This window comes from Actinomycetospora corticicola (genome assembly GCF_013409505.1).
Lineage (GTDB): Bacteria > Actinomycetota > Actinomycetes > Mycobacteriales > Pseudonocardiaceae > Actinomycetospora > Actinomycetospora corticicola.
Genome location: NZ_JACCBN010000001.1, coordinates 1,290,779 through 1,316,318 on the forward strand (window position 1 = coordinate 1,290,779; position 25,540 = coordinate 1,316,318).

At 73.5% G+C, this 25,540-nt stretch carries 34 protein-coding genes; 19 read left to right on the forward strand and 15 right to left on the reverse strand.

Annotated elements, in window-relative coordinates:
- The first annotated feature begins 110 nt into the window (after positions 1 to 110).
- Positions 111 to 1,022 (forward strand): LysR substrate-binding domain-containing protein, encoded by a 912-nt coding sequence (locus BJ983_RS06115; protein ID WP_218890133.1) that lies wholly within the window; start codon positions 111 to 113, stop codon positions 1,020 to 1,022.
- 194 nt (positions 1,023 to 1,216) lie between these two features.
- On the opposite strand, the gene BJ983_RS06120 is transcribed toward BJ983_RS06115, so the two are convergent.
- From BJ983_RS06120 to BJ983_RS06140, 5 genes are all read right to left on the reverse strand, one after another.
- Positions 1,217 to 1,543 carry a rhodanese-like domain-containing protein gene (locus BJ983_RS06120; protein ID WP_179793003.1) on the reverse strand — a complete coding sequence of 109 codons (327 nt, stop codon included), beginning with the start codon at positions 1,541 to 1,543 and terminating at the stop codon, positions 1,217 to 1,219.
- 24 nt (positions 1,544 to 1,567) lie between these two features.
- Positions 1,568 to 2,353, reverse strand: a complete 786-nt coding sequence (locus tag BJ983_RS06125) for a TSUP family transporter (protein ID WP_179793004.1) — start codon at positions 2,351 to 2,353, stop codon at positions 1,568 to 1,570.
- Between the two features lie 3 nt (positions 2,354 to 2,356).
- On the reverse strand, positions 2,357 to 2,953 hold the full coding sequence (locus tag BJ983_RS06130; protein ID WP_179793005.1) for a rhodanese-like domain-containing protein: 597 nt from the start codon (positions 2,951 to 2,953) through the stop codon (positions 2,357 to 2,359).
- A gap of 147 nt (positions 2,954 to 3,100) precedes the next feature.
- The gene (locus BJ983_RS06135; protein ID WP_218890135.1) at positions 3,101 to 4,507 is read right to left on the reverse strand and encodes an MBL fold metallo-hydrolase; all 1,407 of its coding nucleotides are present in this window, start codon (positions 4,505 to 4,507) and stop codon (positions 3,101 to 3,103) included.
- 91 nt (positions 4,508 to 4,598) lie between these two features.
- On the reverse strand, positions 4,599 to 4,865 hold the full coding sequence (locus tag BJ983_RS06140) for a metal-sensitive transcriptional regulator (RefSeq protein WP_179793006.1): 267 nt from the start codon (positions 4,863 to 4,865) through the stop codon (positions 4,599 to 4,601).
- 139 nt (positions 4,866 to 5,004) lie between these two features.
- Here BJ983_RS06140 and BJ983_RS06145 point away from each other — a divergent pair, with 139 nt between their 5' ends.
- The 3 genes from BJ983_RS06145 to BJ983_RS06155 all read left to right on the forward strand — a co-directional run bounded on the left by BJ983_RS06145 (position 5,005) and on the right by BJ983_RS06155 (position 6,911).
- Complete coding sequence (locus tag BJ983_RS06145) at positions 5,005 to 5,403, forward strand: DUF302 domain-containing protein (RefSeq protein WP_179793007.1); 399 nt, start codon at positions 5,005 to 5,007, stop codon at positions 5,401 to 5,403.
- A 20-nt stretch (positions 5,404 to 5,423) separates the two neighbouring features.
- Complete coding sequence (locus tag BJ983_RS06150; RefSeq protein ID WP_179793008.1) at positions 5,424 to 6,488, forward strand: zinc-binding dehydrogenase; 1,065 nt, start codon at positions 5,424 to 5,426, stop codon at positions 6,486 to 6,488.
- Between the two features lie 171 nt (positions 6,489 to 6,659).
- Complete coding sequence (locus tag BJ983_RS06155) at positions 6,660 to 6,911, forward strand: hypothetical protein (RefSeq protein WP_179793009.1); 252 nt, start codon at positions 6,660 to 6,662, stop codon at positions 6,909 to 6,911.
- A gap of 557 nt (positions 6,912 to 7,468) precedes the next feature.
- Here the strand turns inward: BJ983_RS06155 and BJ983_RS06160 are convergent.
- The 3 genes from BJ983_RS06160 to BJ983_RS06170 are packed head-to-tail and all read right to left on the reverse strand — an operon-like array spanning position 7,469 to position 10,103.
- Positions 7,469 to 8,377 (reverse strand): 3-hydroxyacyl-CoA dehydrogenase NAD-binding domain-containing protein, encoded by a 909-nt coding sequence (locus tag BJ983_RS06160; RefSeq protein WP_179793010.1) that lies wholly within the window; start codon positions 8,375 to 8,377, stop codon positions 7,469 to 7,471.
- Entirely contained in the window at positions 8,374 to 9,264 is an 891-nt protein-coding gene (locus tag BJ983_RS06165) for a 3-keto-5-aminohexanoate cleavage protein (protein WP_179793011.1), read from the reverse strand. The genes BJ983_RS06160 and BJ983_RS06165 overlap by 4 nt, the downstream gene beginning before the upstream one ends.
- Positions 9,261 to 10,103 (reverse strand): TetR/AcrR family transcriptional regulator, encoded by an 843-nt coding sequence (locus BJ983_RS06170; protein WP_179793012.1) that lies wholly within the window; start codon positions 10,101 to 10,103, stop codon positions 9,261 to 9,263. Before BJ983_RS06170 ends, BJ983_RS06165 begins: the two co-directional genes overlap by 4 nt.
- Positions 10,104 to 10,234: 131 nt before the next feature.
- Here BJ983_RS06170 and BJ983_RS06175 point away from each other — a divergent pair, with 131 nt between their 5' ends.
- From BJ983_RS06175 to BJ983_RS06185, 3 genes are read left to right on the forward strand one after another with little or no spacing between them, the layout of a single operon-like run.
- Positions 10,235 to 10,474: an SH3-like domain-containing protein gene (locus BJ983_RS06175; RefSeq protein ID WP_179793013.1), complete on the forward strand. Its 240-nt coding sequence runs from the start codon at positions 10,235 to 10,237 to the stop codon at positions 10,472 to 10,474.
- A complete protein-coding gene (locus tag BJ983_RS06180) occupies positions 10,471 to 10,740 on the forward strand; it encodes an SH3-like domain-containing protein (protein ID WP_179793014.1) in 270 nt (89 codons plus the stop codon). Before BJ983_RS06175 ends, BJ983_RS06180 begins: the two co-directional genes overlap by 4 nt.
- Positions 10,737 to 11,333 (forward strand): nitrile hydratase subunit alpha, encoded by a 597-nt coding sequence (locus BJ983_RS06185; RefSeq protein ID WP_179793015.1) that lies wholly within the window; start codon positions 10,737 to 10,739, stop codon positions 11,331 to 11,333. The genes BJ983_RS06180 and BJ983_RS06185 overlap by 4 nt, the downstream gene beginning before the upstream one ends.
- Before the next feature lie 70 nt (positions 11,334 to 11,403).
- On the opposite strand, the gene BJ983_RS06190 is transcribed toward BJ983_RS06185, so the two are convergent.
- From BJ983_RS06190 to BJ983_RS06205, 4 genes are read right to left on the reverse strand one after another with little or no spacing between them, the layout of a single operon-like run.
- The gene (locus BJ983_RS06190; protein ID WP_218890136.1) at positions 11,404 to 12,210 is read right to left on the reverse strand and encodes an IclR family transcriptional regulator; all 807 of its coding nucleotides are present in this window, start codon (positions 12,208 to 12,210) and stop codon (positions 11,404 to 11,406) included.
- Between the two features lie 2 nt (positions 12,211 to 12,212).
- Positions 12,213 to 13,235, reverse strand: a complete 1,023-nt coding sequence (locus BJ983_RS06195) for a histidine phosphatase family protein (RefSeq protein ID WP_179793017.1) — start codon at positions 13,233 to 13,235, stop codon at positions 12,213 to 12,215.
- On the reverse strand, positions 13,235 to 14,179 hold the full coding sequence (locus BJ983_RS06200; protein ID WP_179793018.1) for a catechol 2,3-dioxygenase: 945 nt from the start codon (positions 14,177 to 14,179) through the stop codon (positions 13,235 to 13,237). The genes BJ983_RS06195 and BJ983_RS06200 overlap by 1 nt, the downstream gene beginning before the upstream one ends.
- A gap of 11 nt (positions 14,180 to 14,190) precedes the next feature.
- On the reverse strand, positions 14,191 to 15,105 hold the full coding sequence (locus BJ983_RS06205; RefSeq protein ID WP_179793019.1) for a catechol 2,3-dioxygenase: 915 nt from the start codon (positions 15,103 to 15,105) through the stop codon (positions 14,191 to 14,193).
- A 115-nt stretch (positions 15,106 to 15,220) separates the two neighbouring features.
- Between BJ983_RS06205 and BJ983_RS06210 the strand changes: the two genes are divergently transcribed.
- From BJ983_RS06210 to BJ983_RS06265, 12 genes are all read left to right on the forward strand, one after another.
- Positions 15,221 to 15,928 carry a hypothetical protein gene (locus tag BJ983_RS06210; RefSeq protein WP_179793020.1) on the forward strand — a complete coding sequence of 236 codons (708 nt, stop codon included), beginning with the start codon at positions 15,221 to 15,223 and terminating at the stop codon, positions 15,926 to 15,928.
- A gap of 22 nt (positions 15,929 to 15,950) precedes the next feature.
- Positions 15,951 to 16,757 carry an IclR family transcriptional regulator gene (locus tag BJ983_RS06215; RefSeq protein WP_343053795.1) on the forward strand — a complete coding sequence of 269 codons (807 nt, stop codon included), beginning with the start codon at positions 15,951 to 15,953 and terminating at the stop codon, positions 16,755 to 16,757.
- Positions 16,744 to 17,529: a 2-keto-4-pentenoate hydratase gene (locus tag BJ983_RS06220; protein WP_179793022.1), complete on the forward strand. Its 786-nt coding sequence runs from the start codon at positions 16,744 to 16,746 to the stop codon at positions 17,527 to 17,529. Before BJ983_RS06215 ends, BJ983_RS06220 begins: the two co-directional genes overlap by 14 nt.
- A complete protein-coding gene (locus BJ983_RS06225) occupies positions 17,526 to 18,287 on the forward strand; it encodes a fumarylacetoacetate hydrolase family protein (protein ID WP_179793023.1) in 762 nt (253 codons plus the stop codon). Before BJ983_RS06220 ends, BJ983_RS06225 begins: the two co-directional genes overlap by 4 nt.
- Positions 18,288 to 18,297: 10 nt before the next feature.
- The gene (locus tag BJ983_RS06230) at positions 18,298 to 18,501 is read left to right on the forward strand and encodes a 2-hydroxymuconate tautomerase (protein ID WP_179793024.1); all 204 of its coding nucleotides are present in this window, start codon (positions 18,298 to 18,300) and stop codon (positions 18,499 to 18,501) included.
- A 10-nt stretch (positions 18,502 to 18,511) separates the two neighbouring features.
- Positions 18,512 to 18,868: a Rieske 2Fe-2S domain-containing protein gene (locus tag BJ983_RS06235; protein WP_179793025.1), complete on the forward strand. Its 357-nt coding sequence runs from the start codon at positions 18,512 to 18,514 to the stop codon at positions 18,866 to 18,868.
- Between the two features lie 41 nt (positions 18,869 to 18,909).
- Positions 18,910 to 19,230 (forward strand): PadR family transcriptional regulator, encoded by a 321-nt coding sequence (locus tag BJ983_RS06240; protein ID WP_343053798.1) that lies wholly within the window; start codon positions 18,910 to 18,912, stop codon positions 19,228 to 19,230.
- Entirely contained in the window at positions 19,227 to 19,595 is a 369-nt protein-coding gene (locus BJ983_RS06245) for a hypothetical protein (protein ID WP_179793026.1), read from the forward strand. The genes BJ983_RS06240 and BJ983_RS06245 overlap by 4 nt, the downstream gene beginning before the upstream one ends.
- Positions 19,592 to 20,395, forward strand: a complete 804-nt coding sequence (locus tag BJ983_RS06250) for an ATP-binding cassette domain-containing protein (RefSeq protein WP_179793027.1) — start codon at positions 19,592 to 19,594, stop codon at positions 20,393 to 20,395. Before BJ983_RS06245 ends, BJ983_RS06250 begins: the two co-directional genes overlap by 4 nt.
- Positions 20,392 to 21,042 (forward strand): hypothetical protein, encoded by a 651-nt coding sequence (locus tag BJ983_RS06255; protein WP_179793028.1) that lies wholly within the window; start codon positions 20,392 to 20,394, stop codon positions 21,040 to 21,042. Before BJ983_RS06250 ends, BJ983_RS06255 begins: the two co-directional genes overlap by 4 nt.
- Positions 21,043 to 21,118: 76 nt before the next feature.
- Positions 21,119 to 22,306 carry a cytochrome P450 gene (locus BJ983_RS06260; protein ID WP_179793029.1) on the forward strand — a complete coding sequence of 396 codons (1,188 nt, stop codon included), beginning with the start codon at positions 21,119 to 21,121 and terminating at the stop codon, positions 22,304 to 22,306.
- Positions 22,307 to 22,348: 42 nt separating this feature from the next.
- Positions 22,349 to 23,131 carry an endonuclease/exonuclease/phosphatase family protein gene (locus BJ983_RS06265; protein ID WP_179793030.1) on the forward strand — a complete coding sequence of 261 codons (783 nt, stop codon included), beginning with the start codon at positions 22,349 to 22,351 and terminating at the stop codon, positions 23,129 to 23,131.
- Here BJ983_RS06265 and BJ983_RS06270 read toward each other — a convergent pair.
- From BJ983_RS06270 to BJ983_RS06280, 3 genes are read right to left on the reverse strand one after another with little or no spacing between them, the layout of a single operon-like run.
- Positions 23,115 to 23,558: a universal stress protein gene (locus tag BJ983_RS06270; protein WP_179793031.1), complete on the reverse strand. Its 444-nt coding sequence runs from the start codon at positions 23,556 to 23,558 to the stop codon at positions 23,115 to 23,117. The genes BJ983_RS06265 and BJ983_RS06270 overlap by 17 nt on opposite strands.
- 16 nt (positions 23,559 to 23,574) lie before the next feature.
- Positions 23,575 to 23,790, reverse strand: coding sequence for a hypothetical protein (locus BJ983_RS06275; protein WP_179793032.1), 216 nt, complete (start codon positions 23,788 to 23,790; stop codon positions 23,575 to 23,577).
- Between the two features lie 18 nt (positions 23,791 to 23,808).
- Complete coding sequence (locus BJ983_RS06280) at positions 23,809 to 25,161, reverse strand: Rieske 2Fe-2S domain-containing protein (protein WP_179793033.1); 1,353 nt, start codon at positions 25,159 to 25,161, stop codon at positions 23,809 to 23,811.
- Positions 25,162 to 25,540: the final 379 nt, after the last annotated feature.

Consider the following 25,540-nt stretch of genomic DNA (forward strand, 5'->3'; position numbering starts at 1 on the left):
GCGGTCGAGTTCCACCGTCCCGTCCGAACGTCCCGGTATCAAACGAGCGCTCAGGCCCCTGAGACCGCAGAAAAGTAGGCCTCTCCGGGTTGCGTCGGTACGTTCGGCCGGTGCGTGTGCCGCTGCCGCCGTTGCCCGGGGTGCAGGCCTTCGAGGCGGCCGCTCGGCTCGGGAGCTTCGCCGCGGCGGCCGAGGAGCTGCACCTGTCCGCAGCGACGGTCAGCCAGCGCATCCGGTCCCTCGAGACCCACCTCGGGGTCCCGTTGTTCGAGCGGCATGCCCGCAGCGTGGAGCTGACCGAGCTCGGCCGGGCCTATCTGCCCGCGGTCCGGGAGAGCCTCGACGATCTCGCCGCTGCGACCGGCGGCCTGTTCGCCCCCGCCCGCCGAGAGCAGCTCACGGTGCGCACCCAGGTGTCCTACGCGACCACCTGGCTCGCGCCGCACCTGCACCTGTTCCAGGCCGAGCACCCCGACATCGATCTCCGCGTGGTGTCCGCGGTCTGGTCCGAAGCACTGACCCTCGGCGAGGTCGACCTCGACATCCACCAGGGCCGCGGCGCCTGGCCGAACGCCCACGCCGAGCTCCTGCACCACGACAGTGCGGTCGTCGTGCACGGACCCGGACACCTCGACCGCTGGGGGCCGGTCACCGAGGTCGCCGACCTGTTCGCCCGACCGCGCATCCAGGTCCTCGGCTTCGACGACGTGTGGCAGCGCATGAGTCACGACGGCGGGCCCGTGGGTCCCGGCGGTCGCGCGGGACCCGCGATCACCGTCGACACCACCGTGACCGCCCTCGAACTCGCCGCCGGCGGGGACGCCAGCGCGGTCGTCCCGGAGCGCTTCGCCCGCACGGCCGTGCGGGCCGGCCGGGTGAGCCTCGCGCTCCCGCAGGCCTTTCCGATGCGTCAGGCCCACTACCTGCTCCGGCCCCTCGAGGCCCCCCGTTCCTCGCCCCGCGCCCGCGTGTTCCTCGAGTGGCTCACCCACCTCGACGAGCACCAGCCCGCCCTCGGCTGAACACCCAGCCGTGCACAGCGTTGCTGGTGATTGCCATCGGCAGAGACGGTTCCTTGCCATTGCTGCCCGGCAGAATCCGTCGCGCCGCACGCCTCACCATCGAGGGCGACGAAAGGCTCGCATTGTTCCGACCTGCATCGATGCCGCTCAACTTCCGGAAAGCTCCGCTTCTCGGAAGTTGAGCTTCGGCGGTTCTACGAGGTGCTCCTGCCGGCTTGGACAGGACGGCCGGAGTCGATCCAGGCCCGGGTTCCGCCGGCCACGGAGACGGCCGGGATGCCCTGTCCGGTGAGGTACTCGACGGCGCGGGCGCTGCGGTTCCCGGACTGGCACACCATCTGCAGCCCGTGGGCGTCGCGCAGCTCGGGGAGGTGGTCGGCGATCTGGGGCAGGGGGATGAGCCGGGCGCCGGGGATGTGTCCGGCGGCGTACTCGTCGGGGTCGCGGACGTCGATCAGGGTGGTCGTGTCGGTTCCGTGGGTGGTGGCGACGTCGTCGACGGTGATCTCGGGGACGGTCATGGCGAGTGTCCTTCGTGTGGTGGGTTAGGTGGCGAGGGCGGTGACGGCCTGGAAGGTGACACCGGCGGCGACGAGCAGGACGAGTACGGCGAAGCCGCGTCGCAGCACGGCGGCGGGGATGCGTCGGGCGAGGCGCCCGGCGGGCAGTGAGACGGCGATGGCGGCGAGGGCGAAGACGGCGATGACCGGCCAGTTCATGGTGCCGGTGCCGTGCGCTGCCGCCAGGTAGGGCGTCAGGCCGGCGATCGAGTTGACGACGATGATCACCAGCGAGGTCGCGACGGCGTTCGGGGTACGCAGCCCGAGGGCGATGACGAGGGCGGGAACGAGCAGGAAGCCACCGCCGACGCCGAGCAGTCCGGTGAGGAACCCGACGGCGAGGCCGGTGAGGATCGCGCGGGGCAGGCAGCGTCGCCAGGCGACCCCGCCGCCCGGGAGGTCGCAGACGCCGCCGGTCTCGGTGGTGGAGCGCAGCATGCGGACCGCGGCGGCCACCATGATCGCGGCGAAGACCAGCAGGAGCACCTGTGGGTCGAGGTGGTGGTTGACGAGGCCGCCGAGCAGGGCGGTGGGGATGCCGGCGGCGCCGACGATCCCGGCGATGCGCCAGTTCACCTCGCGTCGGGCGCGGGGGGCGACGGCGACGGCCGAGGCGGATCCGACGACCACGAGGGAGGCGGGGACCGCGGCGGCCACGGGGAGTCCGAGGCCGTAGACCAGAGCGGGGACGGCGAGGATGCCGCCTCCGCCGCCGACGAGGCCGAGCAGGGCGCCGATGACGGCGCCGAACAGGGCGGCGAGGGCGAGCACGGCTCACGCGGCCCGGGTGCGTCGGGCGAGTCGGTCGAGGGTGTCCGTGGGCTCGGGGTCGGTGTGGTCGCGGTTCCAGGGCATCCGGGCCAGGGCTGCGCCCATGGCGCAGGTGTCGGTGAGGGCGGAGACGGTCAGGCCGGTGCCGATCGCGGCGGCGAGCAGCCGGGCTCGGGGGGAGACGAACCGGCCGGCGGCGAGTCCGGTGACCACGAGGCTCCCGGCGGTGAGGCGGACCTGGCGTTCGAGGGCCCAGGCGCGGCGGCCGCGGACGACGTCGCCGCCGGCCTGTTCGTAGGCGGCGACGCCGCCGTCGAGGACCTGGGCGTGCTCGAGGCCGACGGCGGCGAGGTGGCGGCGGCCCTGTTCGGCGCGCACGCCGGACTGGCAGACGAGCACGACGCGGTCGTCGTGGGCGAGGTGGTCGGCGAGCTCGCGGGTGTGTTCGCCGAGGGTCGGCAGGGGGACGTGGTAGGCGCCGCGGACGTGGACGGCGTCGAACTCGGCGGCGCTGCGGACGTCGATGACCAGCGGCGCGGCCTCCGACGTGGACTGCCAGGCGAGGAGTTGAGCGGCGGACACGGTGGACGGTGAGGTCACGGGTTTCTCCGGGGTCGGGGAGGCGGGGTCGGGGAGGTGGAGGGGGTGGCCCGGTGCAGGCGCGCGGCCGGGCCACCCCGGGTGCGCGGTCCCGTCGGGGGAGGTCGGGACTGCGCCGTTCAGGTGGCGCTGCTCGGTCGGCGCTGCTCAGGCGGCGCGGCGGTCGTCGTCCCGGACGACGGCGAGCCCGGCCTGGGCGGCGTGGGGCCAGTCGTCGTTGACGACGACGAGGTCGCGGTGGCGTCCGGGCTGGGCGGCGAGCAGGGAGGCGGCGACCGAGGCGCGGTAGCCGGAGCCGCAGTAGATCCAGACCTCGCCGTCGGGAATCTCGTCGCGGCGGGCGAGGAGCTCGTGCAGCGGGAGGTGGAGCGAGCCGGCGACGCCGCCGCCGGCGCGCTCGTTCTCGGTGCGGGCGTCGACGACGACCACCCGGGCCGGGTCGCGGTCGGCCAGGCCGGCGAAGTCCGAGACCCGGTAGGACGCCAGGTCGGTGCCGCCGGCGAGGTCGTCGATCGGGCCGGTCGTGGCGCCGGCGAGCCGGTCGATGCCGATGCGGACGAGTTCGCGGCGGGCGTCGGCGACCTGTTGCTCGGTCTCGCCGATCAGGGTGAGGTCGGCGTCGTCGGGCAGCAGCCAGCCGAGGTAGGTGACGAAGGGCTGGGCGAGCTGGAAGGACAGCGATCCGGCGAGGTGACCGCCGGCGAAGGCGGTGCGTTCGCGCAGGTCGACGACCCACTGGCCGGCCGCGAGGCCCTTCTCCAGTCGGCCACGCAGCTCGTCGGGGGAGACCGGTTCGGGCAGCGACAGGTCGACCGGCTCCGGCCCGGCGGAGTTCGTGGGCGCCATGCGGGCGTAGTAGGCGGGGTAGGCGCCGAGCCCGGCGACCAGGGTGTCGACGAAGTCCTGTTCGTCGGAGGTGAGCGCGGGGTTGGTGCTGCGCTGCTCGCCGACGGTGGAGGCTTCGCCCGAGGGCGGGGTGGCCGAGCAGAAGCTGCCGAACCCGTGGGTGGGGAAGACGGTCGCGTCGGCGGGCAGCTCGTCGACCAGGCGTCGCACCGAGTGGTACTGGGCGTGGGTGAGCTCGACGGTGTCGTCGGGGGAGACCAGGTCGGTGCGCCCGGTGGTGCCGTAGAGCATCGAGCCGCCGGTGAACACCGCCTCCACCTGACCGGACTCGTCGACCGTCGCGTCTGACAGCGCGTAGGACAGGTGGTGGTGGGTGTGGCCGGGGGTGGCGATCGGGCGCAGTCGCATGCTGCCGATCGCGATGTCGTGTCCCTCGCGGGCGGGGGTGCGGTCGAAGGCGACGTGGTCGCGGGCGTCGACGAGGTAGACGGCGTCGAGGCGGCGGGCGAGTTCGAGGCCGCCGGTGACGTAGTCGTTGTGGATGTGGGTCTCGGCGACGTGGGTGATGCGCACGCCGAGTTCGTCGGCCAGGGCGAGGACCCGGTCGATGTCGCGCTGCGGGTCGATCACGAGGGCGACCTCGCCGTCGTGGGCGAGGTAGCTGCGGTCGCCGAGGCTGGAGGTGGCGATCGTGCGGACGTCGATCATGTTGGTTCCCTACCCGGTAGGGTATCTACCGTCGAGACGGGAACCCGCGGCAGCGGGTTCGGGAATGGTGGGCCGATCAGCCCGGGGACAGTCAGGCCAGGGACAGGAAGAGGCGCTCGAGCTCGGCGACGTTGACGACCTGATCGCCCTCGTCGTTCTCGGTCATGCAGTGCTTCAGCCCGGTCGAGATGATCTTGAAGCCGGCCTTGTCGAGGGCACGGGACGCGGCCGCCAGTTGGGTGACCACGTCCTTGCACTCACGGCCGTCCTCGATCATGCGGATGATCCCGCTGATCTGGCCCTCGACCCGACGCAGTCGGGCGACGACGTCGGTGAGCTGTGCGGCCTGTACCTGCATGGCGTTCTCCGTCCCGGCCGCCCGCGGTGGGTCCGTGGGCTTGCCCTCTCGCCAACCAAGGTACCCCTGGGGGTATTCCGATAGGGTCGTGACCCCGGCCACCACCGCGGTCGGCTCCCCATCAGGAAGGACGACCAGCATGCAGATCGCGCACACCGTCGAGGTCGACCTCGACCATGCCGCCGCCATCGACGCCGTCACCGCCGCCCTCGGCGAGCAGGGCTTCGGGGTGCTGACCACCATCGACATCAAGGCCACCCTCGCGGCCAAGCTCGGCGAGCAGGTCGACGACTACACCATCCTCGGCGCCTGCAACCCCCGCCTCGCCCACGCCGCGCTCAGTGCCAGCCCCGAGGTCGGGCTCCTGCTCCCGTGCAACGTCACCGTCCGCCGCGCCGGGGGTCGCACCGTCGTCCAGGCCGTCGACCCCGGCGCCCTGCTTGGCATGGCCGCCGGCGAGCAGGCCGACCTCGCCGACACCGCCGCCGACGCCGGCGCCCGCCTGCGTGCCGCGCTCGACTCCCTGACGAGCAGGTGACCGTGCCCGGCGGGGCCACCATGACCGGTGTCGTCCTGACGGCGTTCGGGGGACCGGAGGTGCTGGTCGTCCGGCGCGATCTTCCGGTCCCGTCCCCGGGTCGGGCGCAGGTCCGGCTCCGGGTGCACGCCGCGGCGCTGAACAACACCGACATCTGGACCCGCGAGGGCGCCTACGGGACCGCGGAGGACCCCGCCGCCCGCGCAGGGTGGCTCGGGCCGATCGCGTTCCCCCGCATCCAGGGCGGCGACGTCGCCGGGGTCGTCGACGCCGTCGGGGAGGGCGTGACTCCGGGGCTCGTCGGGCGTCGTGTGCTGGTCGATCCCGCTCGCTACGCCCACGACGGGCCCGACGCGCCGGTCGCGGCGGTGCTGGGCAGCGAGTTCGACGGCGGGTTCGCCGAGTACACCGTCGTTGACGCCGCCCGCGTGCACGACGTCACCGGCTCACCGTTGACCGACGAGCAGCTCGCCTGCCTGCCCATCGCCTCCGGCACCGCCATGGGCATGCTGGAACGCGGCGGCGTCCGGGCCGGCGAGACGGTGGTGGTGACCGGTGCATCCGGAGGGGTCGGGTTGGCCGCGGTCGGGCTCGCCGCCGCGCGCGGCGCCCGGGTCACCGCGATCACCGAGAGGTCCAAGGCCGGCCTGGTGCAGAGCGCGGGCGCGGCGGAGACCGTCGACCGCTCCGGGGCCGACGGAGATGTCGTCGCCGCGGTCCGCGCCGCCCACCCGGACGGGGTCGACGCGGTGATCGACGTCGTGGGCGGCGACCAGCTCGCACGCCTCATCGATGTCCTTCGACGGGGTGGGCGGGCCGTCGTGGCGGGGGCGGTGGCCGGGGCGGTACCGGCGATCGACCTGCGCCGGCTCTACCTGCACAACCGGCAGCTCATCGGCTCGACGATGCACACCGCCGCGTACTTCGCGAAGCTGGTGGAGCACGCCCGGGCCGGTGATGTCCGGCCTCGGGTCGCCGCCCGGCACGCCCTCGCTGCGATCGGCGAGGCCCAGGCGGAGTTCCTGCGCCGCGAACACGTCGGCAAGATCGTCGTAGTGCCGCCGGGCGCGAGCTCAGGAGGATGATTCGTCCTGGCCAACACCCCGGATGACGGCTCCACCTCTCGCTAAGGTTCCGATGTGCCGGGACGCCAGGACGCTCGTTGGACATTGGTCGCCGCGATTGCGTCGGCCGTCGGTCTCGGGGCTCTGGTCGCACCGTCGCGTGCACTGCGGGCACTCGGTTCGCCCCCGGCGATGGACGGTCGTGGAGACCTCGGCTGGCGGCTGTTCGGAGCGCGCAACCTGGCTGTCGTCGCCGGGCTGCTGCGCGCCGACCGGTCGGCGCAGGTGACGGCCGTGGCGCTGCAGGTGCCAGACCAGGTCGCGTTCGTCGCCGCCTACCGCTCGGGCGACCTCGAGCGCCGCACCTTCGTCCTCGCGATGGTCCTCTCGACCGCCATCATTGGCCTCGGCGGCTCAGCTCTGGCGAGTCCGCCCCAGAGGTGATGCTCGCGCTCATCGATCTTCGAGTCGCGGTCCAGCTGGCTGAAGAGCAAGCCCGATTCTCGCCCTCTGCGAACGCCTGTCGTCGGCTGTCCCACCTCGAGGCCTGCGCCGGCGGAAGCTCCACCGAGCTCGAACAGTTCAGGGTGGTTGCGGCCCCGCCCGCTCCGACGAAGCCACCAACCTTGCAGGCTCGTCCCATACGCCTGGTGCTACTCGCCTGGGCGAGGGGTCGAATCTCGACAGTCCTCTGACCTGGGCTGATGCGGCTCAACTTCCGGAGACACCACTTCTCGGAAGTTGAGTGTCCGGAAGGTGACCGTCTCCGTGACCCGGCGCCGTGAGTGCTCGTCACGACCGGCCCAGTGCTCTGAACGGTGTGGGAGCGGGGCGCTGACTCCTGGTGCCGCGATACGAGGGCTCATGGCAATTTCTCCATGAACTGGCCAGCGGTGATTGGTCTGCGGCTCCTGGTGGGCCTCGAGGTCTGCCCTGCATAGAGGTGTGCGGCACGCGCAGGCATCTCGGGTGAGCCCCGGCCCGGCCGCGCAGCGCGTTGATCAGCCCCGGCGCGCGTCCTCCACGGCCCGGCGGATGGCGATGACGGCGCGGTCGCGCTCGGCGACGAGCTCCGCGAAGGACCGGTCGGTCGCGGTCCCGTCCACCATGGCATCGCGAAGCTCCGGCGTGAGCGACGGCGCCCCGAGCCGCGTCCACGGCGCCTGCAGCGACGGGCCGAAGTGGTCGAGCATGTGCGCCATCCCGCCCTCACCGCCGGCGAGGTGGAAGGTCCGGCACGGCCCGTGGACCGGCCAGCGCAGGCCCGGGCCCTCGGTGATGGACGCGTCGATCTGTTCGACCGTCGCGTCCCCGTTCGCGACCATGTGCAGCGCCTCGCGCCAGAGCGCCTCCTGCAGCCGGTTCGCGACGAACCCCGGCACCTCGTGGTCCATCTCGATCACCGACTTGCCGATCGACCGGTAGAAATCCGCCGCCCCCTTCACGACGGCGGGTGCGGTCGCCTCACCGCCGACCACCTCCACCAGGGGGATCAGGTACGGCGGGTTGAACGGGTGCCCGACGACGAGGCGCGAGGCGTCGACCGCCCGCACGGCCATGTCGGTCATCGGGAAGCCGGAGGTCGACGACGCGACGATCGTGTCCGGCCCGGTCGCGGCGGCCAGGTCGGCGAGCAGGGACCGCTTCAGCTCGAGGTCCTCCGGCGCCGACTCCTGCACGAAGTCCGCGTCCTGCACGGCGGCGGCGAGCGAGCCGGCGACGGTGAGCGAGCCCCACCCGTCGTCGGGAAGGCCCAGGCTGTTGAGCGCGGGACGGGCGGCCTCGACGATCCGGCGCAGCCGGGCCTCGGCGTCGGGACCCGGGTCCCAGGCGACGACGTCGTGGCCCTGCGCGAGGAAGTACGCGGCCCAGCCGCCGCCGATGACTCCGGCGCCGATGCAGGCGATCACCGGTGCAGTCCGAAGATCTCGCGGGCCTCGTCCGGGGTGGCGACGGCCGACCCGAGGGACTCGATGATCGTGGCCGCCCGCTCCACGAGCTGGGCGTTCGTCGCCTTCACCCCACGCGCGAGGTAGAGGTTGTCCTCGAGCCCGACGCGCGCGTGCCCGCCGAGCAGCACCGACTGCGCGACCCACGGGAGTTGGTCGCGGCCGAGCGCGAAGGAGGTGAACTCGGCGTCGTCCGGGAGCTGGTTGACCATGGCCATCAGCAGGCCCGGGTCGGCGGGCGCGCCGTAGGGCACGCCCATGCAGAGCTGGAAGAGCCCCGGCGTGTCGATGAGTCCCTCCTCGCGCAGGACCTTCGCGAACCACAGCTGGCCGGAGTCGAACACCTCGAGCTCCGGCTTCACACCGATCTCCTGGAACCGCTTCGCGCCCTCACGCAGCATGTCGGTGGTGGAGACGTAGAGGGCCTGGCCGTCACCGAAGTTGTAGGACCCGCAGTCGAGGGTCGCGATGTCGGGAAGGAGTTCCTCGACGTGCGGCATGCGGTCGTGCTGGCTGACGAGGTCGGTGCCGTCGACGGGCTTGAGCGGGTCCTCGGCGTCGACGACGAGGTCGCCGCCCATGCCCGCCGTCAGGTTGAGGACGACGTCGACGTCGCTCGCCCGGATCAGCCCGGCCGCCTCGCGGTAGAGCGCGACGTCGCGGGACCGGATGCCGGTCTCGGGGTGGCGCACGTGGACGTGCACGACCGCCGCGCCCGCCCGCGCGGCGGCGATCGCGTCGTCGGCGATCTGCTGCGGGGTGACGGGGACGTGCGGGCTCTTGGCGGGGGAGTCGGCGGCGCCGGTGAGCGCGGCGGTGACGACGACGCGGCGGTTCCTGGGTCTCACGGGTGGTCCTTCCGGACGATGGATGCGGTGAAGTCGTGCAGCGCGGCGCGCATCTGCGCCGGGGTCGACGCCCCGGTCATGACGCCGACGCCGAGGCCGTCGACGAGGGCGGTGAGCTGGCGGGCGCGCAGGGTCTGGTCGCCCTCGGTGAAGACGCCGGCGCGGGCGCCGCTCTCGAGGGTGAGCAGCACGGTGCGGAACCAGCGGTCCTGGCCGCGGGCGTAGAGGTCGCGGTGGCTGCCCGGACTCCACCGTTCGGTGACCGCCTCGACCCACACCTGCATCCAGATCGACCACTCCGGCTCCAGCACCGGGCCCTCGGGCATCTGCAGGTCGAGGAGCTTCTCCAGCCGGGCGACCGGGTCGTCGATCGCGGTGAGGGCGGCCGACTGCCGGTCGTGGGCGAGCTCGACGTTGTGGCGCAGCGCCTCGTCGAGCAGGGCGTCCTTGTCGGCGAAGTGGTAGTGCACCGAGGCGCTGCTCGTGCCGGCGGCCTCGGCGACGTCGGCGATGCGCACGCGGTGGTAGCCGCGGGACGCGATGAGCGTCCAGGCGGCGTCGAGGATGCGCTTGCGGGCGTCGTCGGGGTCGCTGCGCGCACTGATGAGGTCAGACGTCGCCGTCACCGGGGGCGGGCCCTCGCCGCGGAGCAGCCAGGCCAGGTCGGTGCCGGTCGCCGCGGCGATCCGGTCCAGCTCGTCGGCGGTGAACCGGCGTCGCCCGGCGAGCGACTTCGACAGCTTCGTCTCGTCGAGCCCGACCGCCGCCGCCACCCGTCGTCGGGAACCCGCCGCGTCGATCGCCGCGCGGACCCGGTGGCGGAGCCCGTCGTCGTCCATGACCCGACCTTAGGGCGCGGCTTGCTCAGATCGCAAGGACTGACTGGCTAGTCAGCTCAGGTGTTGCGATCGTGAGGGGAGATTCCGAGCGCTCTTGTGGTGCGAGGGTTCCCCTCACGAGGATCGGGGGCGTGGCGTACGCGAACGACGTCGGCGGGATGCACGGTTTCGGCGAGCTGCCCGAGGAGGGGCACGGCTTCGAGTCGGTGTGGGAGGCGCAGGTCTTCGCGCTGAACCAGGCGTGCGTGGCGGCGGGCGTCTACACGCTCGACGAGTTCCGGCACACCATGGAGCAGATCCCGCCGGCGCAGTACTACGCGATGCCCTATTACGAGCGCTGGCTGTACGCGGTCGAACGGTTGCTGGCATGAGCCCCGGCGACCGGGTACGCGTGCGCATGCTGAACCCGCCGGGCCACAACCGCGCGCCGGTGTACGTGCGCGGGCGGACCGGGACCGTCGTGCGGTCGGTGGGGGACGGGCGGTTCCCCGACGAGGCCGCGGCGGTGGGTGCCGACGCCCGCCGGGAGGAGATCGTCACCGTCGCCTTCGACGGCGCCGAGCTGTGGGGCCCCGACGGCGGCCCGCACGACCGCGTCCACGTCGACCTCTTCGTCAGCTATCTGGAGCGTGCATGAGCGGGTCCGGCCACCATCGCAACGGCGAGCTGCAGGCGCGGGTGAACGTGCTGCTGGCGCTGGCCGAGGAGCGCGGCGTCGTGACGCGCACGCAGATCGACGAGCGGATCGAGGCGCTGGGGACGTCGGTGTCGCCGCTGAACGGCGCGCTCATGGTCGTCCGGGCCTGGAACGACGACGGGTACCGCGAGCGGCTGCTCGCCGACGCCGGGGCGGCCGCGGCGGAGGTCGGGATCGCCGGCGGCGGCTACTCCTCGGACATCCGGCTGCACGCGGTGGCGAACACCCCGGAGGTGCACAACGTCGTCGTCTGCACCCTGTGCTCCTGCTACCCGCTGGCATGGCTCGGCCCGCCGCCGGCCTGGTACAAGTCCGAGGCCTACCGGTCGCGGGTGGTGCGCGACCCGCGCGGGGTGCTGGCGGAGTTCGGGACGGTGTTGCCGGACGACGTCGAGGTCCGGGTGTGGGACGCGAGCGCCGAGGCCCGGTACCTGGTCGTGCCGATGGCGCCGGACGGGGCCGGCGCGCTGTCCGAGGACGACCAGCTCGACCTCGTCACCCGGGACTGCCTGATCGGCGTCGCCGTTCCCTGACCTGATGGCAGGAAAGCGTCGTTGCTGTCACTGGGCGCCAGCAACGACGCTTTCCTGCCAGGGGGGTTCCCTACGACGACGCGCGCTCCAGGGCGACGCTGATCCGCTCGGCGGCACGGCGGACCCCCTGCACGAGCGCAGGCTTGCGCGGCCCGAGCACACGGGAGGTCGACCCCACCACCGACACGGCGGCCACGGCCCGACGACGACCGGCCGCGCCGGTGAGGATGGGCGCTGCGATCGACGACCAGCCCTGGTCGTACTCGTCGCGGCACGTGGCGTAGCCCTGCTCCCGCGTCTGCACGAGCGTCCGCCGCCAGCGGAGCGGGTCGACCACGGTGAACGGGGTCCGGCGCTCCAGGCCGCGTTCCAGGATGGCCACGACCAACGACGGGTCGGACGCGGCGAGCACCCGGCCGATCGACGACGAGTGCGCCGGGTTCCGGTGGTAGTCGGTACGGAACCGGAGGCCCGCGCCCGGCGTCTCCAGCCGCTCGAGGTAGAGCACGTCGGTGCCCACCGCGACGCCGAGCTGCACGGTCTCGCGGACGGTCTCCCGCAGCTCGCCGAGCACCGGCATGGCCACCTCGCGGAGCAGCAGTCGATCGACGGCCAGCTGCCCGTACTCGAACAGCCGCAGGCCGAGCCGGTAGCGCCCCGAGCCGGCCTTCTCCAGCAGCCCGCCCGCGGCGAGGGCCGCGAGCATCCGGCACGCCGTCGACTTCGCGATCCCGAGCCGCGCCGCCACCTTCGTCGCACCGAGCTCGGCCTCGGAGGCGAAGCAGTCGAGGACGGCGACCGCGGTCGAGACCGACCGCAGCGGGGTGTCCTCCAACCCGTCGTCGGCCACCGGCGGCGAGAAGGGCAGCACCGTCATGGTCACGCCTCCCAGTTCGGGAACTCGTCGGGCGGAGGCACGTTCACCTCGGTCACCCGATTCCGGTAGGAGACGAACGCGGTGCGCCCGCCCTCGCGCATCTTGACCCGGATCTCCTCGGTGTTGAGGGGTTCGCCGGGGTCGTAGCCGTGGGCCCAGGTGGCGAAGGCGCGCATCGGGCCGGAGTGCGTCGCGGCGAGGATCCGCTGGTGCCCGGGCTGTTCGGACATCAGCCGGTGGAAGCCCCGCCAGAACCGCCGCACGCACATCGCCGGCGGCTCGAAGTACATCATCGGGATCGTCAGCCACTCCTGGATCGGGTCCGCCCCGCCCAGCTGGGTCCGGTAGAACCGGTCGATCTCGACGAGCCACCGCGGCCGGTCCCCGACGGCGAGCCGCTCCAGCGTCTCGTTCGTCGCCTGGTACTGGCGGAACGCCGAGGTCACGTCGCGCAGCCCGTCGGGGGTCCACACCCCGAAGTTGCGCAGCTCCGGGATCGGCTCCTTGTCGGTGATCTCGGCGTCGATGCCCCACATCGACAGGCCGTCCTTGGCGCCGCGGAAGAGCTGGTCGGCGGTCTGACGGGCCCGGTTGGTGTCGGCGCAGACGAGCAGGACGCGGTCACCGTCGGAGAAGCGCCGCGCGAGCTCGTGCCCGCGGCGGTGCGCCTGCCAGGCGCCCATCGGGGTCAGCCCGGCGTCGGTGGAGTACCCCTGGGTGATGCCGTGCCGGATGATCGAGATCTCGCAGGTGATCTTCTCGGTGGCCTTCCGCTCCACCGGCGCGGCGATCTCCTTGCCGCGGCTGGCCTCCGCGAGGGCCGGGGTGAAGCGCTCGCCCTCGTAGGAGACCGACGTCTCGCTGCCCGACGACTCCGTGGTCCGTTCGCGGAAGCGGCGCAGGTAGAGCGGGACGCCGTCCTCCGCGGGGGCGTCGCCGCCGGCACCGACCTGCCGTCGGGACCGGTACTTCGAGAGGTAGTCCGGCGTCTCGTAACGGTCGACGGACCGGGGATCGCGGGCCATCAGGAGTGCACCGTGAAGAAGCGCTCGTTGACCTGGCGGTGGTAGTAGAAGATGGCGCGCCCCATCTCCTCCTCGGTCCACGTGATCGGCTCGAAGTCGGGGTCGACCCAGTAGCCGCCGGTGAACAGTTCGTTCCGGTTGCCGGCCGGGTCGAAGAAGTAGGTGGTGTAGCCGCGGGTGACGCCGTGGCGCGTGGGCGCCACGTCGATCGGCACGCCGTGGTAGGCCAGCGTGTCGGCGGCGTCGCGGATGCCGTTCCAGTCGTCCATCCAGAACGCGAAGTGGTGCAGCGCCCCGTTCGGGCCCGTGATGACGGCGATGTCGTGCGGGGTGTGGGAGTGCTCGAGGAACGTGGCGAGCTGGTGCCCGTCGTTCGCGAGGATCTGCTCGGTGAGCCGGAACTCGAGCAGGTCGCAGAAGAACGCGGTGAACGCCTCGACGTCCTCGGCCATGACGAACACGTGGTCCAGGCGCGGCGGCGCGATCCCCACCAGGTCCTGCGGACGGGGCGGCGGGTTCTGCATCGGGAGCATGTTCCCGATGCGCTCCATGCCGTGGACCAGCTCCACGAGGTGGCCCGACGGGGCCTCGAACCGGATCGCCTCGCCCCATCCGGGGCCGAGCTCCCGCGCGGCGAACCGCTTGACGGGCACCCCGGCCGCCTCGAGCTTCGTCGTGAAGTGGTCGAGGTCCTCGGCGGCGTGCAGCTTGAACGACATGTGGTCCAGGCCGTGGGTCGGCGCGGACCGCAGGATCACGGAGTGGTGCTCGCGCTCGTCCCAGCACTTGAGGAACACGCGCTCGGCGCCGTCGCGCTCGTCGCGCGCGGTCTCGACGAGGCCGAGCACCTCGGTGTAGTAGGCGGTCGCGAGCTCGAGGTCCGGGACGCGGATCTCGACGTGCTGCAGGCGCAGGATGCGGTCGGAGGTCGAATTCGCCGGCATGTCGGGGCCCCTCACGTGTGCATGCGCAGGAAGCGCTGGCTGACGACGTTCTCGTAGTAGAAGAGGCCCTTGCCGAAGTTGTCCTCGGTCCACGTGAGGATCTCGGTGTCGGGGTCGACCCAGTAGCCGCCGGTGAAGACCTCGTTGCGGATCCCGAGCGGGTCGAAGAAGTAGATGGTGTTGCCGCGGGTGACGCCGTGGCGCGTCGGGCCCTGGTCGATCTGCACGCCGTTGTAGGCGAGCGTGTCCGCGGCCTTGCGGATGTGGTCCCAGTCGTCGAGCCAGTAGGCCCAGTGGTGCAGCGCGCCGTTCGGACCGTTGACGATCGCGATGTCGTGCGGGGAGTTCGTGCGGCCGGCGAGCCAGACGCCGAGCTGGTGGCCGTTGCCGTCGAGGACCTGCTCGGTCATCCGCAGCCCGAGCACGTCGATGAAGAACTTGGCCGACTCGGCGACCTCCTCGGCGTTGACCAGCATGTGGTCCATCCGCGGGGGCGCGATGCCCGGCAGGTCGGGCGGCGGCGTGGGCGACGGGTTGTGCTTGCCGAGCAGGTTGCCGGTCTTCTCGATGTCCCAGACCAGCTCCATGATCTGGCCGGACGGGACCTCGAAGCGCAGCGACTCGCCCTGCCCGACCGCCTCGCCGCGGCTCACCCGCGAAATCGGGCACCCGTACGCCTCGACCTTGTTCTCGAAGTCGGCGAGGTCGTCCTCGGCTTCCACCCGGAACGTGAAGGAGTCCATCCCGGTGCGCGGGTGGTAGCGCATCCGCAGGGAGTGGTGGTCCTCCTCGTCCCAGCACTTCAGGTACACCGTGTCGTCGGTCCGCTGCACCTGCTGCAGGCCCATGACCTCGGTGTAGTAGGCCGTCGAGAGGTCGAGGTCGGGGGTCCGCACGTCGATGTGTGCGAGGCGCAGGATGCCCACGTCGGGGTCCTCTCCGTCGGGGACTCGTGTGCTTGACGTCACGACGCTAGCCGCCCTAGCGTTCCGGGGAGAAGACCTGCCGTTCCGGCGTCCGGAACGAGTGCGAGGAGGCGACGTGGCCGACCCGATGGCGATGCGCCGTGCCGTCGCGGGCTACGTGGAGGGCATCCACGCCGCGTACGCGACCCAGGCCGCGACGTTCCCGCCGGCGGTGCGCGGGCGGATGCCGCTGCTCGCCGCCGGGCGGTTCACGGTCGTCGCGGCCGGGGCCCGGCACCTGCACGTCCTCGCCACCACGGAGCCGCTCGGCCCGCTGCGCGGCGAGGAGGTCGAACTCCCGGGATCGCTCGAGGGCCTGGACTGGGTGGTCCGGTTCTACGACCCGGTGGTGCTGCCCGCGCTCGGCCTCATCGACGAGGGCGCCGGACCCCGTCCCGACGACGTCCGGGGCACGTTGGGCGTCTCCACGGTGCTCTACCACCTCGTCACGCAACCGGGCTCCGGGCTCTCGCCGCATCACGCCGGGCACGTCGGGGCCGGGCTCGCCGCCGGGCACTCCGCCGCCGCCCGCGACTTCGACGCGCTGCGCTCGCGCGCCCGGGGCCGGGAGGTCCTCGTCGACGAGATGCAGGGCGCGGCGACCGCGGGCCTCGCGCGCGCCCAGGTGCTGCTCGCCCGGGCGATCGCGCCGCAGAACGCCCCGGTCGCCGAGGCCGTCGACGCCGCTCTGCGTCCCGGTGCGGCCGTCGACCCCGACGCCGTCCGCCGCGTCCTGGTCACCGCGCTCGGGGGCACCCCGGCCGGCACCGCGGGGGCGGCCTGACGTGGACGCGACGCTCCAGTCGGTGACCAACGCCGCCCGCCTGCTCAAGGCCTTCCTCTCCCGCGAGGAGTCGCTCGGGGTCTCGGAGCTGTCCCGACGACTGGGCCTGGGCAAGTCCGCCGTCCACCGCCTGCTCGCCACGCTGGCGGCCGAGGGTCTGGTGACCCGCGCCGAGAGCGGCGGCTACCGGCTCGGGATGGTGATGTTCGAGCTGGGCGAGGCCGTGCGCGCGCACCTGGACCTGCACGGTGCCGCCGGGCCGGTGCTCGTCGAGCTCCGGGCGCAGACGGGGGAGTCCTCGCAGGTCGGGGTGCTCGACGGCGACGAGGTCGTCTACGTCGACCGGCTCGAGAGCACGCACTCGCTGCGCCTGTTCCACGAGACCGGTCGCCGCGTGCCGCTGCACTGCACGAGCTCCGGGAAGGTGCTGCTCGCGGCGATGCCCGAGGAGCGGCGCGAGGCCGTCGTCGCCCGGGGCTTCACCGCGCTGACCCCGCACACGATCGTCGAACCCGACGCCGTCCGCGCCGAGCTCGCGACCGTCCGCCGCCGGGGGTGGGCGGAGGCGATCGACGAGCGCGAGATCGGGGTCGCCTCCCTCGCCGCGCCGGTGTTCGGCCCGGGCGGGGACGTCGTGGCCGCGATCAGCGTCGGCGCCCCGGTGCTGCGCTTCCTGGCCCTCCCGCGCGAGCACCTCGTGCGGTGCGTCGTCGAGGCCGGGGAGGCCGTGTCGCGGCGACTCGGCTGGAGCCCGGAGACGGAGCGGCCCGCGAACCCGAGTGACCCGTCGTCAGGAAGGCTGGAGGAGCCCCGGCATGCCCGTGTCTGACCCGGAGTCCAAGGCCCGCGCGCTCTACGACGCGCGGCGCATGCGGACCCCGATCCCGCCGTTCACCGACGAGGACCCGTCTCTGGGGATGGCCGACGGCTACGCGATCCAGCGGGAGCTGGTGCCGCTGCTGCTCGCCGACGGCGACCGGATCGTCGGCTACAAGGTGGGCCTGACCTCGAAGGCCATGCAGAAGATGATCGGGGTGGACGACCCCGACCACGGCCCCGTCCTCGCCTCCACGGTCTACCGCGACGGGGACACGCTCTCGCTCGCCGACTTCATCGCCCCCAAGGTCGAGGCCGAGATCGTGTTCGTGCTGGGGGAGCGGCTGGCGGGCCCCGGCGTCGGGCCGACCGACGCGGCCCGGGCCGTCGCGGGCGCGGCGGCGGCGATGGAGATCGTCGACTCCCGGATCGCGGACTGGCGGATCCAGCTCGCGGACACGGTCGCCGACCTCGCCTCGAACGGCGCGGTCGCGGTGTCGTCGCGGGTGGTGCCGCTGGCGGGCCTCGACACGCGGTTGATCGGCATGACGCTGACCCGCAACGGGGAGCTGCTCGACACCGGGGCGGGCGCGGCGGCGCTCGGCGACCCGCTGGCGGTGGTGGCGTGGCTCGCCAACGTGCTCGGCGAGCACGGCGTGGCGCTGGAGCCGGGGCACCTGGTGATGACCGGCGCCCTGCACGCGGCGGTCCCCATGGCGGCGGGCGAGGTCTACCGCGCGGAGTTCGACCGGCTGGGTCCGATCAGCATCAGGGTGGCACCGTGAATCACGAGGAACTGGCGGCACGGCTGTCGAAGGCCGTGGCTGAGCGGACGGCGATCGAGCCGCTCAGCGACGAGTACCCCGACCTCGACCTGGAGGCCGGCTACGCCGTGCAGCGGGTGCTGCGCGACCAGGCCGGGCCGCTCGCGGGCTGGAAGCTCGGCGTCACGTCGCGGGCGAAGCAGGCCCAGGTCGGCGTCTCCGCCCCGGTCTGCGGCTTCCTGCCGGCCGCCGCCGCGCTCGACCTCGGCGAGCCGCTGCGCGCGGGCGAGCTGATCCAGCCGCGCGCCGAGCCGGAGATCGTGTTCGTGCTCGGACGCGACCTCTCCGGCGCGCACTGCACCGCCGTCGACGTGCTCTCCGCGACCTCGGGCCTCGCCGTCGGGATCGAGATCCTCGACTCCCGCTTCCGCGACTACCGCTTCACGATGGCCGACGTCGTCGCCGACGACACCTCGGCGGCCCGCTACGTCGTCGGGACCCCCGTGCCGCCGGCGGGCGTCGACGTCCGCCTCGTCGGGGTGGTGCTGGAGAAGAACGGCGAGCTGGTCGCCACCGCCTCGGGCGCGGCGTCGCTGGGCCACCCGGCCGCGGCCGTGGCGTGGCTCGTCCGGCGCCTCGCGCTCTCCGGCGAGGGGCTGCGGGCCGGTGAGGTCGTGCTCTCCGGCGGGCTGACCGCGGCGACCCCCGTGGCGTCGGGCGACGTGGTGACCGTGTCGATCGACCGGCTCGGCACCGTCGAGCTGCCCGTCTCCGAGTAGAGGAGTCCCCGTGCCCCTGGTCCAGATCACCCTCGCCCGTGGCCGCACCCCCGAGCAGCTGGCCGCGCTGGGGGAGAAGGTGACCGCCGCCGTCGCCGACGCCGTCGGCGCGCCCGCGGGCAACGTCCGCGTGGTGGTCACCGAGTGCGAGCCGGAGCACTGGTTCGTCGGCGGGGAGTCGCTCGCCGAGCTGCGGGCGTCCGGGAAGCGGTAGGAGGTCGGTCGTGCTCCTCGCCCTGGGCGACCCGGCGGGTCGGACCGCGTGGACGGTCTCCAGCCCCGACGGCCGGGAGTTCGCGGTCTTCCGTCCCGACGCCGGGGTGGTGCGGGTGACCGACGCCGGCTGCCCGCACCGGGGCGGACCGATGGTCGAGGGACGGGTCGCCGACGGCGAGGTGCGCTGCCCGTGGCACTGGTACCGGTTCGACCTGGACACCGGCGAGTGCCGGACCACCGACGCCCACCGGCTCGCGGTGTACCCCGTGGTGGAGCGTGACGGGGCGTGGTTCGCCGACGTGGGCGAGCCGGCGCCGGTGCTGTCGTGGTCGGAACGGCTGCGGGCGCACGCGCGGGGGGACTGACCCGCTCGACCGAGCGCGGTCTACCTAGATAGAGTTAAGCGGTGCCCGGTCCACGCATCACCCCGCAGACGGCCTCGGTGCTCGCGGCACTGCTCGACCGCGAGCAGGCGTGGGGCTTCGAGATCGGTCGGGCGACCGGGCTGAAGGCGGGCACCATCTACCCGATCCTGGCGCGGCTGGTCGCCGCCGGATGGGTCGAGGACGCCTGGGAGGACCCGGAGCTCGGCCGGGCCGAGGGACGGCCGTCGCGGCGGTACTACCGGTTGACGACGACGGGTCGGGCCCGGGCCGTGCACGCGACGGCGTCGGGGTCGCCCACCCCGGGAGCGGTCGGCGACGCCCTGCCCGGGACCTCCTCGTGAGCGCGGTCCGGCCACGGTTCTGGCTCGTGCCGTTCGTCCTGCTGACGGCGGTCCTGCTGCTCGCACCGCGGGTGACCGATCCGGCGCCGGCCCGCGTGTGGGCCGCCCTCGCCGCGCTGGTGGCCGCGTCGACCTTGCTCCGCGGGGTCGCCGCCCTCCGCGCCCCGGACCGCGACCGCCGTGCCCTGGCCTTGCTCGGCGTCCTGCTGCCTCCGGGGGCACGGGAGGACTGGCGGGCCGAGATGGCGACCGTGTTCCACCACGTCGGTGCCGGCCCGGCGCGGCGCCGGGAGGCCCTCGGCTACCTCCTCGCCCTGCCGGGCACGGTGGTGTGCTGCTGGCGGCTGCACCGGTCGCGGTCATGAAGCTCCGGGGCGTCCGCCACCGGTTCCGCGGCACGGGGTGGGTGCTCGACGGCGTCGACCTGCGGATCGAGCCGGGCCGACCCGTCGTCGTGACCGGGGGGAACGGATCCGGCAAGTCGACGCTGCTCCGGGTCGTCGCCGGGGTGCTGCGCCCGACCGGGGGGACGGTCGGCGGGCGGCCCGGGGTGACGGGCTACCTACCGACGCCGTTCCCCGACTCCCGCCTGTCGACGCGCCGCCTGACGGAGCATCTCGACGCCGTGCACGGGCTCCGACGCGGGGCCGCCCTGGACGTGCTCGACCGCCTGGGATTCGACGCCGACCCCGACCGCCCGGTCGCCGACCTCTCGGCGGGCACCCGGACGAAGGTGGGGCTCGCCCAGGCGGTGGCGGTCCGCGAGGGGCTGGTGGTGCTCGACGAGCCGTGGACCGCCCTCGACGACGAGGCCGCCGCGGCGCTCGACGTCGTCCTCGCCGAGGAGCCGGCGCGGACGCTCGTCGTCGCCGACCACTCCGGCCGCGCGACGACCCTGCCCGGGGCCCTGACGTACCGCCTGGCGGACGGGGCGCTGACGCGCTCGCGGCCGTGCCGGCCCGGTGGCACGCGGATCGAGCTGTCCTGCCGGGGTCCCGCCGCCGCGGTCGCGGCCGCCCTGCCGTCGGCGGCCGTCGGCTGCTGCGAGGGGGAGCGCCTCGTCGTGACGGTCGACGTCCCCGGTGCCGACCGGTGGCTCGCCGCCGCCCTCGCGGCGGGCTGCTCGGTCATCGACGTGACCCGACTGCCGGAACGGTCGGCGTGACGACGACCGATCTCCGGCGCATCCGGGCCCTCGTGGTGCTGCGGCTCGCGGAGGTCCTCGCCGCCCAACGTCCGCTCGTCCCCGCCGTGCTGTTCGTCGTGCTGGTCCTCGTGCTGACGGTGAACGACCCGTCGTCCGCACCGGGGCCGTGGCCGGTCACCGTGCCCGTTCTCTCCGCGGCGAGCACGTGGCTCACGCTGGCCGCGACGAACACCGGGGAGGACCGCACGGTCGCCACGGCCGCGGCGGGAGGACCCGGCCGCTGGGCCGTCGCCGCGATCGGCGCGGCGCTGTTGCTCGAACTCCCGCCCGTGGTGGTGGGCGCCCTGCTACCGGCCCTCCTGCACCCCGCGGGGTATCCGCCCGCCGTCATCGGCGGCGCGGTGGTCGCCCACCTCACGGCGGCCATGGCGGGCACCGCGATCGGGCTGGGGTGCTCGCGCCCGGTGGTCGACCGACCGGGGTTGGCCGCTGCTCTCGCGTTCGTGGTCGTCGTGGTCGCCGCCACGGTGCCGTGGCTCCCGCCGGTGGGGACGGCGGTGCGGGCGGTCGGCGAGGGGACCCCGTCGGTGGCCGACCCGGTCGTGGCCGCCGCGCTTCTCGGCGTCGTGAGCGTCGGGTGGTGGGCTCGCTCCCGCCGCGGGTGAGCCGCGCGTAAGCGGCAGCGCGCTCCCACTTCCGGTGTTACGGTCGGTGGTGCCGTCGTCGTGAGGAGTCACCACCGTGTCCGTCGATGCCAGCGAGCTCCCGCTCCACGTGCAGCGCGACCAGTTCGACCCACCTGCGGAGATCAGCGCCCTGCGCGACCGGCCGGGCCTGGAGCGGGTGCACGACTCGCTGGGCCGCGAGGCCTGGCTGGTCACCCGCTACGACGACGCCCGGGAGGTGCTCGGCGACGCGACCCGCTTCTCCAACCAGCGCGTCCCCGCCGTCCCGATGCCCGGGGTCGACCCCGAGAAGATGCGCGCCGGGCAGCTGCTCGCGCTCGATCCGCCGGACCACACCCGGCTGCGTCGTCTGCTCACGGGCGAGTTCACCGTCAGGCGGATCCGCCGTCTGCAGCCGCGCGTGCAGGAGATCGTCGACGAGCACCTGGACGCGATGGCGGCCGCCGGCCCGCCCGCCGACCTCGTCACCGACTTCGCGCTGCCCATCCCCAGCCTCGTCATCTGCGAGCTGCTCGGGGTGCCCTACGACGACCGGGACGACTTCCAGACCCGTGCGTCGAAGCAGATCGACCTGACGCTGCCGATGGCGGAGCGCGGGAAGGTCGCGCTCGAGTCGCGGGAGTACATGGGCGGTCTCGTCGACCGCGCCGTGGCGTCCCCGGGCGACGACCTGCTCGGCATGCTCGTCCGCGAGCACGGCGACGACGTGACCCGCGACGAGCTGATCGGCATCGCGTCCCTGCTCCTCATCGCCGGGCACGAGACCACCGCCAACATGCTGGCCCTCGGCACGCTCGCGTTGCTGCGCCACCCCGACCAGGCCGCGCTGCTGCGCGAGGACCCGGACGCCGTGGCCCCCGCCGTCGAGGAGCTCATGCGGTTCCTGTCGATCGTGCACGCGGCGGTCCCGCGGGTGGCCGTGGACGACAGCGAGGTCGGCGGCGAGCGGATCGCGGGCGGCGACATGGTGCTGGTGCAGCTCGCCGCGGCCGACCGCGACCGGGCGCTCGCCGACGACCCCGACCAGCTCGACATCGGGCGCGCCGCCGCACCCCACGTCGCGTTCGGGCACGGGGTCCACCACTGCCTCGGCGCCCCGCTCGCGCGGATGGAGATGGCCACCGCCTTCCCGGCGCTGCTGCGGCGCTTCCCGACGCTGGCCCCGGTCCACGACGTCGCCCGCGCGGACTTCCGCGAGGGCACCTTCATCTACGGGATGCGGAGCCTGCCGCTCACGTGGTGACCCACGCGGCGTGACGGGCGCCGATCGGGGAGGGTGCGTGCCGTGCGCCTGGCGACGTTCAACCTGCTGCACGGCCGCTCCCCGGCGGACGGCATCGTCGACCCCGACCGGCTGGTCGCGGCGGTGGCCTCCCTGGACGCCGACGTCCTCGCGCTGCAGGAGGTGGACCGCGGCCAGGAGCGCAGCGGCCGGGCGGACCAGACGGCGCTCGCGGCGCACGCGCTGGGTGCCGTGGAGGCGCGGTTCGTGCCCGCGCTGGTCGGGACGCCGGGGGAGCGGTGGCGACCGGCCGAGGTCGGCGACGCCGACGCCGAGCCGACCTACGGCGTCGGGCTGGTCAGCCGGCTCCCGGTCGCCCGCTGGCGCCGGATCCCGCTCGGGTCCTCGCCCGCGCGGCTGCCGCTGCTGATCGACGCCCGGCGACCGGCCCTGGTCCGCGACGAGCCCCGGGTCGCGGTGGCGGCGGAACTCGCGGGTGACGGGCCGGTGGGCACGGTGGTGGCGACGCACCTCTCGTTCGCGCCCGGCGTCAACGTCGTGCAGCTGCTGCGCCTCGCGCGGGCGCTGCGCGACGCCCGTCCGCCGGTGGTGCTGCTCGGCGACCTCAACCTGCCCGGGCCCGTGCCGCCGGCGGTCCTCCCGGGCTGGCGGTCCCTGGTCCGGGCGACGACGTTCCCCACCGACGACCCCCGGGTCCAGCTCGACCACGTGCTGGCCCGCGACCCGTCCGGGCTCGAGGTGACCGACGCCGCGGCGGTCCCGTTGTCCGTCTCCGACCACCGGGCGCTCGTGGTCGACGTCGAGGCGGTCACGGCACGACCGTGACCGGCCACTTCCCGGCCTTGATGAGCCGCCCGGCGAGGGACCCGACGAACCGGTGCCCGGCCTTCATCGAGGCGCCGACGACCACGGCGTCGGCGCGTAGGTCGTCGGCGGCGCGCACGATCTCCAGGTACGGGTCGCCGTGGACGAGGATCAGGCGGGCCTGCATCTCGAGCAGCTGCAGGTACTCCTTGGCCTGCTCGTGCAGGTCCGTCGCGAGGTCCCGGGCGGATTCCGCGAGGACGGTGACGGCGTCGGCGGACATGCCGGCGAGCGCGGGCGTGGTGGTCACGGTGATGACGACGAGCTCGGAGTGCTGCCGGCGGGCGAGGCCCACGGCGTAGGCCCCGGCCCGCAACGAGGTGGTCGAGCCGTCGACTGCGGCGAGGATGAGGGACGGACCGTCGGTGCCGAGCTCGAACTGACTCACGGCCCCATCCTGCTCCTCAGTGCTCGGGTTCGTGCCCCCGTGCGGTGCCGCCGGTGGTGGTCACCTCACCGGTCCAGTCGCACGCCGCGCACCAGCAGTAGAACCGGCGCTCGTCGCCCTCCCAGAACTCGCTGGCGAGGTCCAGCCCGGCGGCGCACGCCGGGCAGTACCGGGGCTGGTCGCGGCGGTGGGCGTCGGCGTCCGCGACGAACCGCCGGTCGGGTGCGCTCATCACTCGCTCATCTCTGCGTCATCGCGGCACGAGCCCGGAGTCGACCTGCGCGTCGGTACCCGGCTCGAGGGTCGCGGTGCCGATCCCGCCCTCGGGGGTGACCGACGGGCGTCCGGCCGCCTTGTCCTTCCCGACCCGTTCCGCGGCGGACAGGTGCACCTTGCGGATCGCGTCGAGCATCGGCGAGAAGCGGGTCGACCCCATATCGCAGAAGTCGAGCGCGAACTGGGCGCCGCCGCCGGCGTGGAACTTGTCCTTCTCGCACGGCAGGTCGATCCGCTCGTGCGGTTCGCGCACGGTGCCCAGCGGGTCCTCGCCGTTCTCCACGGCCACCATCTGCTGCTTGAACATCTTGCGCAGCATCGACACCCCGATGTCGGACCGCCCCAGGTGCTCGGTGGTGCGGTCGGTGATCGGCCCCTGCGTCGCCCAGGCCATGATGTCCTGGCCCTCGACGTAGTTCACGACGTGCCGGCCCTGCGCGTCGAACACCGGGATCTCGTAGTCCGGGATCGTCGGCTGCTCCAGCGACTCGTAGCCCTCGGGGGCGTGCACCGTGTAGAGCATGAACCGGGTGGTGGTCCGGTTGATCGGCACGCGGATCTGCATCTGGTGGATGCCGCCGCCGCCGACACGCATGTTGTAGGGGAAGACGAGCGGGTGGCCGACCTTCCAGTCGTCGCTGTCCTCGTCCGCGCCGGAGAGGATGCGGCGCTTGATGATCCCGTACTCGAAGGCGTCGAACCCGATCCGCTGGTGCTTCTTGCCGAACGACGCCGGCGCGACGAAGCCCTCGTGCGACCCGATGAACTCGAAGTACCGGCCGTGCAGGTGCTCGACGTGGTGCGGGTCGACCGCGTTCTCCATGATCTGCACGTAGTTGCACGGCACGTCGGCCCAGCCGATGTCGCGGAACCCGTCCATCACGTAGACGTCGAAGCGCGGCAGCAGCGGCGCCGGGTCCGGGCCGAGGTAGGCCCACACCAGGCCGCCGAGCTCCTCGACCTTCCCGGCCGTCGCGCGGACGCGGTCCTGGAAGTTGGTGTTGTCCTTCTCGGCGGGCTGGTCGGTGCACGCACCGTCGGTGTCGAACCGCCACCCGTGGTACGGGCACCGCAGGCCCGCCTCCTCGACGACCCCGTAGGCCATCGACGCCTTCCGGTGCGGGCACGGCTCCGGGATGATCCCGTACCGGCCGGACGGGGTGCGCCACAGCGCGAAGAACTCGCCCAGGAGCTCGACCCGCTTGACGGGGAACTCGGTGAGCTCACGGGTGAAGGCGACCGGGTACCAGTAGCGCCGGAGGACATCGCCCATCCGGGTCCCGGCCTCGACGGCGGTGAGTTCGTCGTTCTGCTCGGCGGTCAGCACGGCTGCCCTCCCGGGGGTCGTGGTGGTGCCCTCGACGGTAGGGCGGGCCCGTCCGGTCGGGAAGCGCACTGTGCCGCGCTGCGGGACACGGCCCGTGCTCCCGCGCGCGAGCCCCTCGCGGGGTCGGGTGAGCCGGGGCCGTGCTCGAGGTTCACATGAGGCAGCTCCGCCGGCCTGGGAACCTGCCCTGTGTGACTCTCGCGGCGGGCCACTCCGGCGTCGGCGACCATGATCACCGAGATGTCGCGGATTCAGGTGCTGGGCCGCGGGATCCGCGACGTCCCGGTGATCTTGCTCAGCCGTCCGCGCCCGGGCCGGGCGCGAGGTTCACGTCAGTCAGGCATGCGGACCGCAGGACCTGCCCCACGTCACTCTCGCG

Bases quoted from the DNA above. Each gene is read 5' to 3' on its own strand.
- BJ983_RS06140 (WP_179793006.1), bottom strand. From the start codon at position 4,865: ATGCAGGTACAGGCCGCACAGCTCACCGACGTCGTCGCCCGACTGCGT.
- BJ983_RS06200 (WP_179793018.1), bottom strand. From the start codon at position 14,179: ATGCCGGCGAATTCGACCTCCGACCGCATCCTGCGCCTGCAGCACGTC.
- BJ983_RS06250 (WP_179793027.1), top strand. From the start codon at position 19,592: ATGAAGCTCCGGGGCGTCCGCCACCGGTTCCGCGGCACGGGGTGGGTG.
- BJ983_RS06220 (WP_179793022.1), top strand. From the start codon at position 16,744: ATGCCCGTGTCTGACCCGGAGTCCAAGGCCCGCGCGCTCTACGACGCG.
- BJ983_RS06150 (WP_179793008.1), top strand. From the start codon at position 5,424: ATGACCGGTGTCGTCCTGACGGCGTTCGGGGGACCGGAGGTGCTGGTC.
- BJ983_RS06120 (WP_179793003.1), bottom strand. From the start codon at position 1,543: ATGACCGTCCCCGAGATCACCGTCGACGACGTCGCCACCACCCACGGA.
- BJ983_RS06155 (WP_179793009.1), top strand. From the start codon at position 6,660: ATGGACGGTCGTGGAGACCTCGGCTGGCGGCTGTTCGGAGCGCGCAAC.
- BJ983_RS06170 (WP_179793012.1), bottom strand. From the start codon at position 10,103: ATGGACGACGACGGGCTCCGCCACCGGGTCCGCGCGGCGATCGACGCG.
- BJ983_RS06135 (WP_218890135.1), bottom strand. From the start codon at position 4,507: ATGATCGACGTCCGCACGATCGCCACCTCCAGCCTCGGCGACCGCAGC.
- BJ983_RS06195 (WP_179793017.1), bottom strand. From the start codon at position 13,235: ATGGCCCGCGATCCCCGGTCCGTCGACCGTTACGAGACGCCGGACTAC.
- BJ983_RS06190 (WP_218890136.1), bottom strand. From the start codon at position 12,210: ATGACGGTGCTGCCCTTCTCGCCGCCGGTGGCCGACGACGGGTTGGAG.
- BJ983_RS06180 (WP_179793014.1), top strand. From the start codon at position 10,471: ATGAGCCCCGGCGACCGGGTACGCGTGCGCATGCTGAACCCGCCGGGC.
- BJ983_RS06145 (WP_179793007.1), top strand. From the start codon at position 5,005: ATGCAGATCGCGCACACCGTCGAGGTCGACCTCGACCATGCCGCCGCC.
- BJ983_RS06185 (WP_179793015.1), top strand. From the start codon at position 10,737: ATGAGCGGGTCCGGCCACCATCGCAACGGCGAGCTGCAGGCGCGGGTG.
- BJ983_RS06275 (WP_179793032.1), bottom strand. From the start codon at position 23,790: ATGAGCGCACCCGACCGGCGGTTCGTCGCGGACGCCGACGCCCACCGC.